The sequence below is a fragment of the Solibacillus sp. FSL W7-1324 genome (genome assembly GCF_038008025.1).
GTDB lineage: Bacteria > Bacillota > Bacilli > Bacillales_A > Planococcaceae > Solibacillus.
Genome location: NZ_JBBOYH010000001.1, coordinates 3,406,915 through 3,419,856, shown reverse-complemented (window position 1 = coordinate 3,419,856; position 12,942 = coordinate 3,406,915). Strand labels below are relative to the sequence as shown.

13 protein-coding genes are annotated in these 12,942 nt (G+C 37.8%); 10 read left to right on the top strand and 3 right to left on the bottom strand.

Translation table 11 applies throughout. From position 1 onward, the window contains the following. Positions 1–44: 44 nt before the first annotated feature. From menC to zupT, 8 genes are all read left to right on the top strand, one after another. Complete coding sequence (menC, locus tag MKY71_RS17070; RefSeq protein ID WP_340733441.1) at positions 45–1,154, top strand: o-succinylbenzoate synthase; 1,110 nt, start codon at positions 45–47, stop codon at positions 1,152–1,154. Positions 1,155–1,432: 278 nt separating this feature from the next. Continuing rightward, complete coding sequence (locus MKY71_RS17065; protein WP_340733440.1) at positions 1,433–2,389, top strand: ABC transporter permease; 957 nt, start codon at positions 1,433–1,435, stop codon at positions 2,387–2,389. Next, positions 2,376–3,332: an iron chelate uptake ABC transporter family permease subunit gene (locus tag MKY71_RS17060; RefSeq protein ID WP_340733439.1), complete on the top strand. Its 957-nt coding sequence runs from the start codon at positions 2,376–2,378 to the stop codon at positions 3,330–3,332. Before MKY71_RS17065 ends, MKY71_RS17060 begins: the two co-directional genes overlap by 14 nt. Further along, complete coding sequence (locus tag MKY71_RS17055) at positions 3,329–4,096, top strand: iron ABC transporter ATP-binding protein (RefSeq protein WP_079523338.1); 768 nt, start codon at positions 3,329–3,331, stop codon at positions 4,094–4,096. Before MKY71_RS17060 ends, MKY71_RS17055 begins: the two co-directional genes overlap by 4 nt. Positions 4,097–4,278: 182 nt before the next feature. After that, the gene (locus tag MKY71_RS17050; RefSeq protein WP_340733438.1) at positions 4,279–5,316 is read left to right on the top strand and encodes a siderophore ABC transporter substrate-binding protein; all 1,038 of its coding nucleotides are present in this window, start codon (positions 4,279–4,281) and stop codon (positions 5,314–5,316) included. A 64-nt stretch (positions 5,317–5,380) separates the two neighbouring features. After that, positions 5,381–5,713, top strand: a complete 333-nt coding sequence (locus MKY71_RS17045) for an antibiotic biosynthesis monooxygenase family protein (RefSeq protein ID WP_339174126.1) — start codon at positions 5,381–5,383, stop codon at positions 5,711–5,713. A gap of 128 nt (positions 5,714–5,841) precedes the next feature. Beyond that, complete coding sequence (locus tag MKY71_RS17040; protein ID WP_340733436.1) at positions 5,842–6,435, top strand: phosphatase PAP2 family protein; 594 nt, start codon at positions 5,842–5,844, stop codon at positions 6,433–6,435. A 148-nt stretch (positions 6,436–6,583) separates the two neighbouring features. Continuing rightward, entirely contained in the window at positions 6,584–7,405 is an 822-nt protein-coding gene (zupT, locus tag MKY71_RS17035; protein WP_340733435.1) for a zinc transporter ZupT, read from the top strand. 64 nt (positions 7,406–7,469) lie between these two features. Here the strand turns inward: zupT and MKY71_RS17030 are convergent, their stop codons facing one another. From MKY71_RS17030 to thrC, 3 genes are all read right to left on the bottom strand, one after another. Further along, complete coding sequence (locus MKY71_RS17030; protein ID WP_340733434.1) at positions 7,470–8,117, bottom strand: NAD(P)-dependent oxidoreductase; 648 nt, start codon at positions 8,115–8,117, stop codon at positions 7,470–7,472. A gap of 166 nt (positions 8,118–8,283) precedes the next feature. Next, positions 8,284–9,183 (bottom strand): homoserine kinase, encoded by a 900-nt coding sequence (gene thrB, locus MKY71_RS17025; RefSeq protein ID WP_339196381.1) that lies wholly within the window; start codon positions 9,181–9,183, stop codon positions 8,284–8,286. After that, positions 9,180–10,238, bottom strand: a complete 1,059-nt coding sequence (thrC, locus tag MKY71_RS17020; protein ID WP_339174114.1) for a threonine synthase — start codon at positions 10,236–10,238, stop codon at positions 9,180–9,182. Before thrC ends, thrB begins: the two co-directional genes overlap by 4 nt. Positions 10,239–10,447: 209 nt before the next feature. On the opposite strand from thrC, the gene MKY71_RS17015 reads away from it, so the two are divergent. Together MKY71_RS17015 and MKY71_RS17010 are read left to right on the top strand one after the other, a co-directional pair. After that, on the top strand, positions 10,448–11,680 hold the full coding sequence (locus MKY71_RS17015) for an MFS transporter (RefSeq protein ID WP_339174112.1): 1,233 nt from the start codon (positions 10,448–10,450) through the stop codon (positions 11,678–11,680). Between the two features lie 357 nt (positions 11,681–12,037). Then, on the top strand, positions 12,038–12,886 hold the full coding sequence (locus MKY71_RS17010; protein WP_339174109.1) for a MurR/RpiR family transcriptional regulator: 849 nt from the start codon (positions 12,038–12,040) through the stop codon (positions 12,884–12,886). Positions 12,887–12,942: the final 56 nt, after the last annotated feature.

Below are 12,942 nucleotides of genomic sequence, written 5' to 3'. Positions count from 1 at the left end.
TCAGTGAATGGTGCCGCAGCTAAATATTATTAGGAGCAGCAAAGATGAAATTAAAAGAAGTGACAATACATGAACTAGTGATGCGAATGAAAACACCGTTTACGACAAGCTTAGGAACGATGCAAGACAAGCGTTTTTTAGTTGTGGAAGCGACGGATGAAAGTGGTGTTGTCGGCTGGGGTGAAGGAGTAGCATTTGAGGAGCCTTCCTATACAGAAGAAACCTTTAAAACTTCTCTTCATTTATTGGAGGACTTTTTGATTCCTGCATTACTCGGAAAAGATTTAAAGCATCCGGATGATGTGTATGAGCTATTTCGTACGATTCGCCGCAACAACATGGCAAAAGCGTCGATTGAAGGAGCGGTATGGGATATTTATGCTCAATTGATGAACCAATCGTTGGCAAAAGCTGTTGGCGGGGTCCAAGAGAAAATTGAAGTGGGAATCAGCATCGGTTTACAGCCTACAGATGAACAGCTGATTGATACAATTCAGCATTATTTGGATGAAGGTTATAAGCGAATTAAAGTAAAAATCAAACCGGGAAAAGATATTGAGCTGATCCGAACAATACGGCAAGCATTTCCGGCAATTCCTTTAATGGCAGATGCAAACTCTGCATATACATTGGATGACATCGATCGGTTAAAAGAACTGGATCAATTTAATTTAATGATGATTGAGCAGCCTTTAGCGCATGATGACATCATCGATCATGCCATATTGCAGAAGCAGATAAAGACTCCGATTTGTTTAGATGAGAGTATTACTTCATTAGAGGATACGAGAAAGGCAATTCAACTAGGCAGCTGTCAGGTGATTAATATTAAAATTGCACGTGTTGGCGGTATTAGCGAGGCAAAACGAATTCATGACTACTGTATGGAACATCATATTCCAGTATGGTGCGGAGGAATGCTGGAAGCGGGGATTGGCCGTGCTCAAAATGTAGCACTGACAAGTCTTGCAAACTTTATAATGCCCGGTGATACCGCTGCCTCTGAACGCTATTGGCATGAAGATATCATTGAACCGGCAGTAACCGTTACAGATGGCTATATTACCGTTCCGAAAACAAAAGGACTAGGCTATCATGTAAACCGCGATACAATAAATAAATACAGTGTAAATAAAAAAACATATCGAATGTAAATGAAGGCCACAATTTTATTAATTGTGGTCTTTTTTTATTCGATTTTTCTACCTATTAGAATACATACGGGATGTTGTAAATAAAACGGAGAATCGCTATAAAAATACATTTTTCAATCTTTTCCTCTTTTAATACAAGTTTTAATGCAAATTGTCTGTTTGATTTTCATTATTAGCAATTATATAATGATGTAGGGAAAGAGATGATTCTCATTTTCATTTAGAATTTACGTATTATATAAAAATCTAAAATATATATAGAATAGTGGGAGAATGTAATGAGACTTTGGATGCTCGTAGCAGCGACCATCGTTCTGTCCTTTTTATCATTATTTATTGGTGCAATCGATATTAAGCCTTCTGATTTATTAGACTGGGAATCAGATAAAATGCAAATTTTCTTAATGAGTCGAGTACCACGATTGATGGCAATTATACTTGCCGGGGCAGGGATGGGTATTTCTGGATTAATTATGCAAAGCTTAAGCCGTAACAAGTTCGTATCGCCGACAACTTCGGGTACGCTCGATGCGGCAAAGTTAGGTATCGTTGTATCAATGATATTTTTCACAAGTGTAGGATATATGGAGAAAATTATTTTCAGCTTTGCCTTTGCACTGATCGGTATGATGGTTTTCATGCGTCTTCTTGAAAGCATTAAATTCAAAGACGTTATTTTTGTACCCCTTATCGGGATTATGTACGGAAATATTATTGGTGCCATTTCAACATTTCTTGCGTATGAGGCAGATGTGTTACAAAGTGTGGATACATTCTTCCTAGGAAGTTTTACGCTTGTTGTCTCAGGTCGCTATGAATTACTTTATATAGCAGTACCTGCAATTTTCCTTGCGTACTTATATGCGAATAAGTTTACAGTGGCAGGTATGGGGGAAGATTTCGCCAAAAATCTTGGCTTAAGCTATCGTACCGTATTAAATCTTGGTTTAGTACTGGTAGCAATTATATCCACTACAGTTGTTTTGACGGTAGGGATTATTCCTTTCCTTGGATTAATCGTACCGAACTTGGTTTCATTATATATGGGCGACAATTTACGTAAAACGATCCCACATACGATATTCTTAGGTGCAGCATTCCTATTAATGTGTGATATTTTAAGTCGTTTAATAGTATACCCGTTTGAAATTCCAGTAAACACAACGGTAGCGGTAATCGGCAGTGCGATCTTCTTAGTAATGTTGTTTAGGGGGAAAGCATATGCGAAAAAATAGTACGAAGCTAATCTTCTTAGCAGTTATCGCGCTGGTGTGTATTGCGTTATTTGCCTTTTATAATATTCAAGGCGGATTCAGTTATGCCTTTCCAAAGCGATTAGAACGAATTGCGGCAATGGTTATAACAGGGACGGCGATTGCCTATGCAACCGTTACATTCCAGACGGTTACACATAACCGCTTACTGACACCTTCTATGATGGGTGTCGATTCGATGTACGAAGTAGTGCAAACAATTATTTTCTTCTTTGCAGGCTCTGCATCAATCTTTGTAGTAAGCCGTTATTTAAACTTTGGTTTATCAATAGTGGCGATGGTCATTTTCGCCCTGATTTTATACCGTTTCTTATTCCGCGCAGATAAACATCCGATTTTCCTGCTTTTACTTGCCGGAATGATTATCGGAACATTGCTCGGCAGTCTGGTAACATTTTTACAAGTAATAATTGACCCGGTTGAATATGAAAGCTTACAGACACGTTTGTTCGCAAGTTTCATGAATGTAAAAACAGAGCTGCTGCTCATTGCTGTCATTATTTTAGGGGCTGCATTTATTTACGGTTACCGTTTATTGCGCGATTTGGATGTTATGTCACTAGGTCGTGAGAATGCAATAAACTTAGGTGTAAATTATGATAGAATAGTATTAAAAGTATTAATTTTATCTTCAGTTTTAATTGCAACATCTACTGCGCTAGTTGGTCCGATTACGTTTTTAGGGCTAATCGTTTCTAACTTGGCTTATCAGTTTTTTGCTACGTACAAGCATTCCGTTTTAATAGTGGGTGCGAGTTTAATTAGTATTATTGCACTTGTCGGTGGGCAGTTTTTAGTACTGCATGTATTCCAGTTAAGTACAACGATCAGTGTTATTATTAACTTTGTCGGTGGACTTTACTTTATTTACCTAATACTGAAGGAAAGTAGGAAAGCAGGATGATTGAAATTAAAGGGCTTTCTAAAAGCTTTGGAAAAAAACCGGTCGTTGAGGATGTCTCATTAACTATACAGCCGAAAGCAATCACTTCATTTATCGGACCGAATGGAGCAGGTAAATCAACATTATTATCAATGGTAAGCCGATTGCTTGATGCAGATACAGGTGAAGTATTTTTAGATCAAAGTGATGTTAAAAAAATGAAATCCAATGATTTTGCAAAACGCGTCGCAATTTTACGCCAGTCGAATCATTTAAATGTACGTTTAACCGTTCGTGAGCTTGTATCATTTGGGCGTTATCCATATTCGAAAGGTCGTTTGACTCCGGAAGATGAACAGCATATTGACCGTGCGATTGAATATATGACATTGGGAGATATGGAACATAAGTTTTTGGATGAACTATCCGGCGGTCAAAAGCAGCGTGCCTTTATCTCAATGGTAATTGCTCAGGATACGGAATATATATTATTGGATGAGCCATTGAACAACTTGGATATGAAGCATTCTGTGCAGATTATGAAAATTTTACGTAAGCTTGTTGATGAATTGGGCAAAACAGTAGTAATTGTTTTACATGATATTAACTTTGCTTCAGTGTATTCAGATCGGATTGTCGCTTTAAAAGATGGACGCCTTGTAAAAGATGGTCCAACAAATGAGATTATTAACTCCGAAGCATTAAGAGAAGTATATGATATGCATATTCCGGTACAGGAACAAGATGGTTGCCGTATTTGTGTATACTTTAATTCACATAGCTAAATAAAATGGTAATAAATGCATAAGTTTGCTCGCTTATGCATTTATTTTATGAATTTAAATGAGAATGAATATTAGTTTCAGAATATTCGTTGACAAGTATGAACAGTTGATTTAAACTAACGATAGTTAATTGAAAACGATTATCACTCTCGCTTGAGAGAACTTTAGGAGGAAAAGTAATAATGAAAAAGTGGAAATTTTTAACGGCAGCAGCATTAACATTAATGTTAGCAGCTTGTGGTTCAGACGAAGAAACATCTACTAAGGATGATGCGAACGAGCCGGCTAAAACAGAAGAGACATCTTCATCTACAGAAGCTTCAGCTTTCCCAATGACAGTTTCTCCATTATCAGTAAACAGTGAAACAGAAGATGGTAAGTCTCTTACTTTCGACGATGTAACATTTGAAGAAATGCCAAAAAACATCGTAGTATTCGACTACGGTTTCTTAGATACACTTGATGCATTAGGGGTTGAAGGAATTGTTGGTATCGCTGCAAACGGCGGTAAAGGTAACTTCCCTGAGCATTTAAAAGAAAAATATTTAACTGATTCAGTAACTGACGTTGGTTCTTTAAAACAAATCGACTTTGAAAAAGTAGCAGCTGCTAATCCGGATGCAATCTTTATCTCAGGTCGTCAAGGTTCTTTCTATGAAGAATTAAAAGAAATTACACCAAACGTAGTATTTATCGGTTCTGATAACTCAAACTATGTGGATGGCGTATATGAAACAGTTGACTTAGCTGCTGAAATCTTTGGCAAACAAGAAAAAGCTGAAGAATTAAAAGCTGCATTACAAGAAAAAGTTGATGCTGTTAAAGAAAAAGCAGCTGGCTATGAAAATGCATTAGTAGCAATGTACAACGACAAAAAGATCTCTGGTTTCGACAACGGTGAAGATTCTCGTTTCGCATACGTGTACAATGACTTTGGTTTCAAACCATCAACAACTGATATCAAAGCTTCATCACACGGTTCTGACTTCTCTTACGAATCAATTCTTTCTGTAGATCCAGAAGTATTATTAATTATTGACCGTACAGCATCAGATGTAGACACAATCAAAGCTGACATCGAAAACGATATCATCAAAAAAACTCGTGCTTATAAAGAAGGCAAAATTGTTTACCTTGATGGCGTTAACTGGTACTTCTCTTCTAACGGTGTAACAACTGAAGCAGAGAAATTAGATGAAATCTTAAACGAATTAAAATAGTATAATAAGTATGGCATGTCTCTCAATAAGAGGCATGCCATTTTTAAAAGAGAGGGGAACTTAAATGTTCGTACAAATTCGCAAATGGATTGTAACAGAAGGCAACTCCGATAAAATTATTGAGCGCTTTAGTAAAAAACCGGGTCAAGGCCCATCGATGCTTGAACAACGTGAAGGCTTTATCGGCCGTGAACTACTTGTAAAAAATGTTCGACGTGGTGAAGAGGAAGTTGTAATGATTGTTCGCTGGGAATCAGAGGATGCATGGAAAGCCTGGGAAAAGAGCCCGGAGCATATTGCAGGCCATAAAGCGAAAATCAAAGAGCATGGTGGTAAACCACCAAAACCGGAATTCGTTATTTCGATGGAACACGGAAATTATACAGTTGTGGAATAATGATTGTTTAAGGAAGAATCTACTTTGCAGAATTTATTTTGCGAAGTGGATTTTTATTTTTTTTGTATATTACATATAATAATAGGGTAAGTAGAATAACAGTTTGACTGAAGAAAGTAGGTGTTTATTTGAAAAAGATAACATCAATTTTTGCACTTGTTACATTGGTAGTATTTATTATTATTGCTTTAAATTTTGATACACCAAGCTTTGAGGCATTCGATATAAAAATCCGTTCATTATTATTTGAAAATAGTTTTATTATCTTATTTCACAATTTGGGAGAAACTAAGTTTATTATTGTGGCAACCGTTATTATGCTGCTGTATTTAGCGTTCTTCAAAAGAGATCTTCGCAGTGTGCTCTTTGTATTACTTACAGTTGGTGTGGGAAATGGACTAAACCAGCTATTAAAGCGTATTTTTGCACGACCACGTCCAGAGCTTGAAGATCAGCTATCTTCGTTTAGCTTTCCTTCCGGACATGCACAAATTAGTGTGATGTTCTTTTTAACACTGGCATATTTGATTGCGAAATGGCTGAAAAACAAGAAGTGGAAATTTACTACATATACTGTAATGCTGATTCTTATTTTTTTAATAGGATTATCACGTATAGCGGAAGGTCGTCACTATGCAACGGATGTTTTAGCAGGGTGGAGTATCGGGTATACTTGGTTTATCATATGCGTATTATGGTATGAGTCAAAAAAACATAAATAGCAGTAAGGGGGTTCCTGATACATAGGGATCCCTTTTTTAGTAAAATGATTTGGTTTCCCGCATAAGATGTTTCCTAATTGAAAAAAGTTGCACATAGGAAACTTTGTGCGTATAATGTGAGAAAAGAATTATAAAGAAGGAGAATAGTATGGATGAGAATGTATTATTAGCACTGGGCTTAACATTATTTGCAGGGCTTGCTACTGGTATTGGCAGCCTGATCGCTTTTTTTACAACGCGTACCAATAAGAGATTTCTTTCAGTAGCATTAGGTTTTTCGGCCGGTGTTATGATCTATGTATCGCTTGTTGAAATTTTTGTAAAAGCAAAAGATGCATTAGTAAATGTTCACGGGGAAACAGTTGGGTACTGGTATACAATCATCGGCTTTTTCGGTGGTATGCTTGTCATTGCTCTAATCGACCGCTTTATTCCGAAAGGGAAAAATCCGCATGAAGTAAAATCTGTAGAAGATGTTCAAAAGGCTCAATTGATCGGGAATGAAGATGTAGAAGCAGACCGCCTCATGAAAATGGGATTATTTACAGCGCTGGCAATCGGGATTCATAACTTTCCGGAAGGTATTGCGACTTTCATGGCAGTATTGCAAGACCCGAATGTCGGAGTTGCGATTGCCATTGCGGTAGCCATTCATAATATCCCGGAAGGTATTGCGGTAGCCATTCCAATTTTTTATGCAACAGGGAAGCGTATGAAGGCATTTAAATGGTCGTTCGCCTCTGGTTTATCAGAGCCGCTCGGTGCATTTATTGCCTACTTAGTACTAATGCAATTTATGACAGATACATTGTTCGGTATTGTTTTTGCTGGTGTTGCAGGGATTATGGTATTTATTTCGATTGATGAGCTGTTGCCGGCAGCCAAAAAGTACGATGAAGCCCATTCTTCTATTTACGGATTAATAGCAGGTATGGCAGTGATGGCCATCAGTTTAGTAATGTTAACTTAAGTTAATAACTTCACAAAAAAGCCAGCATCTCCTAACGGAGTATGCTGGCTTTAATGCTTTTCTATTATGATGCGGCTGTTACATTTTCAGATGCAACAGTAAATGTTGTATTCGGGTATTCATTTTTTTCAATTTCATCAAGCAATGCGACAGCAAAATCAGCATAACTGATATAACTGTTAAATTGTGAGTTTACTAAAATTTTCTCTTCACCTTTAATGTAATGGCCGGTACGTGGTCCATCCGAATCGAACATAGCAGATGGGATAGCAAAGGACCAGTGAATTGAAGAGCCTTCCAAATCACGCAAGTTCTGCAGTTGAGCCTTTGCTGCAACAGCAAGGTCTTCAGGATAATCCTCGAGATCCATAAGACGAACTGTTTTTTCGCGGTCAACAAATAGGCAACCCGAACTACCGATCACAAATAATTTTTTTTCTGTACCTTCCAGTAAAGAAATCAAATGTTCACCGGCATCGACGTGTAAATGTTCATCTCCTGGTAGTGGAGCAAAAGCATTAATTAAAATATCGAAAGGAGCGATTTGTTCCTTTGTTAATTTAAATAGGTCGCTTTCAATGATATTAATATTATTTTCTTGGACTGTTGCTTTATTTTTTACAATCGCTGTCACATCGAACTTTCGCATGATTGCTTCTCGTAATATATGAGTCCCTGCCTTACCCGCAGCCCCAATAACTGCAATTTTCATAAACATTACCCCTTTCTAACAGTAGATTTATTAATATACCCATATTTAACGGGAATTATGCATAAAAGACAAAATTACATATAAAAAAACAAAAAATGTACGCTATTCGAAATTGAATAACGTACATTAACTATCATTATGAGCTTGTTATCTATAACTTTGTAAATTAATTAACTGTGACAGTTGAGCCCGATGGTGATGCAGTTGTTGCTACCACTTGGTGATCCGGGAATTGCTGTTGCATTGAAGCGACAAATTGTTCGGAAATAGCGGACGGAATCATCGAGATTAAAGTTGGCCCAGCACCGCTTAAAGCTGTTCCATATGCGCCAGCTTTTTTTGCTGCTTCGCGAATCTCATTATAAGAAGGAATAAGATTTGCTCGGAAAGGCTCATGGAAAAGATCTGCTTCCATATAACGCCCGATTCGTACATAATCCTTCGCAATAAGGGAAGCGGCGAGCATATTTGCATTGGCACTTGCCCGCACTGCATAACTTCGCTGCAGCTGTTCCGGTAAAACACCACGTGATGCCGCAGTTTTAAGTTCAACGTTCGGAATGAAGACAACGAATGCTGCATCCATTTCCCGAATATGAAGTGTATCGACAATTCCTGCTTCATCCATTGAAGAAATCGTCAATCCGCCTAAAACCGAAGCGGTCGCATTATCAGGATGACCTTCAATCTGAGAAGAAATATTCAGTTTATCCTGTTGCGATAATTTCAGATTTCCTAAAATATCGGCTAATTCTATAGCACCGACAATTGCAGCCGCACTGCTGCCGATTCCACGTGCAAGCGGGAGCTCACTCGTCATTTCAATTTTACATGGAGGCAGCACGGCATGATATTGCTGTGCCACTTGCTGCGCTATCGTATAAATTAAATGTGTTTCGACTGTCGTATCAGAGGGCACATTGTCACCAATATGCACAAATTCCCACTCGTCTTGTAATGTGACATCCAATGTTAGATAAAGTGAAAGTCCAAGACCGATGGAATCAAATCCAGGACCTAAATTTGCTGTACTGCCAGGAACTTTGATTTGCCACTTCTTACTCATAGACTAAATACGCCCTCGATGTAATTACGGATTTCCTGCTCATCATTTTGAAGTGAGACAAGGTCTACTGTCGAAACATTCATCGCTGTATCTGGGTCCTTTAAGCCGTTTCCGGTAAACACTGTAACAACACGACTGCCAGCAGCAATTTTACCTGCTTTTACAGATTTAATGACACCAGCTAATGATGCTGCCGAACCAGGTTCAACAAAGATCCCTTCTCTGTTGGCAATTAGTTTATAAGCATCTAAAATTTCATCATCTGTTACTGAATCAATTAAACCGCCTGACTCATCACGGGCAGTTTCAGCGAACTTCCAGCTTGCAGGGTTTCCGATACGGATCGCTGTTGCAACTGTTTCCGGGTCTGCAATTGGTGCTCCTTGCACGATAGCAGCGGCACCCTCTGCTTCAAAGCCGTACATTTTAGGAAGGCCACTTTGTTTTGCTTCATTATATTCTTTGAAGCCTTTCCAGTAAGCTGTAATATTCCCCGCGTTCCCTACAGGAATACATAAGTAATCAGGAGCTTGACCTAGTTGATCAACAATTTCAAAAGCCGCTGTTTTTTGACCTTCAATACGATATGGGTTTACAGAGTTCACAAGTGCGATCGGAGTATTTTCACTGATTTTGCGCACAATATTTAATGCATCATCAAAGTTGCCGTCAATTTCAATAATTTTTGCACCATACATGCAAGCTTGTGCCAATTTACCGAGTGCTACTTTGCCTTTAGGAATGACAACGATTGACTGGATGCCTGCACGAGCAGCATATGCCGCCGCTGCCGCAGATGTATTGCCTGTCGATGCGCAAATGACAACTTTAGAGCCTTCTTCGATAGCTTTGGCAACAGCAAATACCATCCCGCGGTCTTTAAATGAACCGGTTGGGTTAGCGCCTTCAATTTTTCCGTATAACTCAATTCCAAGTTCCTTAGATAAATTTACTAATGGAATCAGTGGTGTATTTCCTTCATTTAGTGATAATGCAGGTGTATTTTCAGTAACAGGTAGGTACTGTTTATATTCTTCGATAAGACCTTTCCACATAGATAATAAACTCCTTCTGTTCTCGCTAGATGAACATTTGTTTTTGTATACAAGACATTTTATACCTATGCGTCCCTTATTTCAATAGGAATTGCTAAATTGTCGGAACAATTCGTTAAGTTAAAAAAATGTTGTCACTTTTAAGAAATAAATGTATGATAGTAACGTTGTTAAGTCAAGTGTAAAGACACATGGAAGGTGGAAAAGTAATGTCGGTGGAAACAAAGGATCAAAAGCCCCTATCACGTAATAAACTTCTACGTATAGCAGGGGTTGGATGGATGTTCGATGCAATGGATGTCGGAATACTATCTTTTATCATTGCAGCGCTTGCAGTTGACTGGGGTTTAAATAGTAGTCAAATGGGCTGGATTGCAAGTGTAAACTCAATTGGTATGGCAGTTGGTGCATTGTTTTTTGGTGCACTCGCAGATAAAGTTGGACGTAAACAAATATTTATGTGGACACTAATAATATTCTCCGTTGCAAGTGGTTTATCCGCATTTACAACAACTTTGACACTGTTTTTAATTTTACGCTTTTTTGTTGGTATGGGGCTTGGCGGGGAATTACCTGTCGCATCCACGCTTGTATCTGAAAGTGTAAAAGCTGAGGAACGCGGAAGAGTGGTTGTTTTACTTGAAAGTTTTTGGGCTGGTGGCTGGCTGATTGCCGCACTGATTGCCTATTTCGTTATACCGGCTGAGTTTTGGCCGATTGAAGGATGGCGCGTTGCCTTATTAATTACGGCAATACCGGCACTATATGCAATTTATATAAGAATGAAATTACCGGACTCTCCACAGTTCAGAGTAAAAGAAGAATCGAAAAAACGCTCGGTGTTGCAAAATATCGCAACATTGTGGGAGAAGAAATATGCCCGTTCTACACTGATGCTTTGGATTTTATGGTTTGCAGTTGTATTTTCTTACTACGGCATGTTTTTATGGTTACCAAGTGTAATGGTAGGTAAAGGATTTGATTTAATATCAAGTTTTAAATATGTATTAATCATGACTTTGGCCCAATTACCAGGCTATTTTACAGCTGCTTGGTTCATTGAAAAGTTTGGACGCAAATTTGTATTAGTTACATATTTATTAGGTACGGCAGCAAGTGCCTATGTATTCGGCAGTGCAGAAACAATCGAAGTATTATTAATTTCAGGTATGTTGCTTTCATTCTTCAACTTAGGAGCATGGGGAGCCTTATATGCGTATACACCTGAGCAATATCCGGCAATTGTACGCGGTACAGGTGCAGGTATGGCCGCAGCAATAGGTCGTGTTGGCGGTATTTTTGGTCCGTTATTAGTTGGGACACTACTGACAAAAGGTTTTGATATCAGCTATATATTCGCGATTTTCTGTGTAGCGATCGTCATAGGCGTGCTAGCGGTTATTTTCTTAGGAAAAGAAACGAAGCAAACGGAACTACTATAGTAGTAAATTATTAGAATTGATGTACTTTATAATAATGAATAGGGATCTGTGCTAATAAAATAGCCCAGGTCCTTTTTGTTGTAAAAACACTGGAAAAAAATACCTAACCAATAAACCAATATACCATTTTTTTAATAAATGTTTAGTTTTAAATTATAAATTTTACAAATCTATGTCAATTTCCTACTCGAACTTTTATATTCTTTAGTATGCTAAAGTTTTTTCAGAAAACTCGTTGAATTCTATTATTATTCATGATAATGTATTTTTTATTATTAAGAATTTAGTGCACGTAATGTTACATGAATGAGTGAGAAGTTATTTTAATAAAAAATATAGGAAAGGGAGATGGAGAATTTGACTATTTGTGAAAATATTAAAAAGAAGTATATTCGTCTTTCGAAGGGGCAGCGGAAAGTTGCACAGTTTGTTATGGATAATCCGAATATAGTTGGGACACATACCGCTTCCGAAGTAGGAAGGTTAGCAGATGTAAGTGAATCAACTGTCATCAGATTTTGCTACTCAATGGATTTAGCCGGTTTTAGTGAGCTCCAGGAAAAACTCAAGGGATATTTAATGGAAAAAGGTGAATCAACTGAAGATAAACAAGCGATGCCTGTTAAAAAAATCCGAAATCATATTGGAGCAGATATTGTAAAAAAAGATATCGCCAACATATCAAAAACTTTCAACCAGCTAAAAGAGCAGGATGTTGAAGAAGTTGTACAATTACTACATACAGCGAAAAAAATCCACTTTTTAGGTTTCAGACAGTCGACACCAGTTGCATTTTGGATGTACAGCAATGTCAATCGGTTACGAAACCATGTTCATTTTATTCCCCATGAGGCAGACAAAATTGCTCAACAACTGGCATATATGGATGAAGATTCATTGCTTTTCATAATATCACTTGATGAAGAGTACGAAGATATGGCGACAACAGTAGAAATTGCCAAAAGAAAAAATGCAAAAATTGTTGCAATTCGTAATGAAGAGCTCAAATCACAAGCGGAACCGGCTAACCCTGTACTTATCGTTCCAAATATAAAGGAATCTGGGGTTACATGTACAATTGCCATTTTCTCTCTTTTGAATATTTTAGTAGAATCAATGGTAAACCAAGATCCGCAGCAATATGAGCAGTATACTAAAAAAGCAAAAAGCACGGTCGGTATGTCTAATTTAATAGCAATTAGCTAAAACTGTCATGGCTGCCTCATAGCCATGACAGTTTTCTTTTTGCTTAATGAGATTGG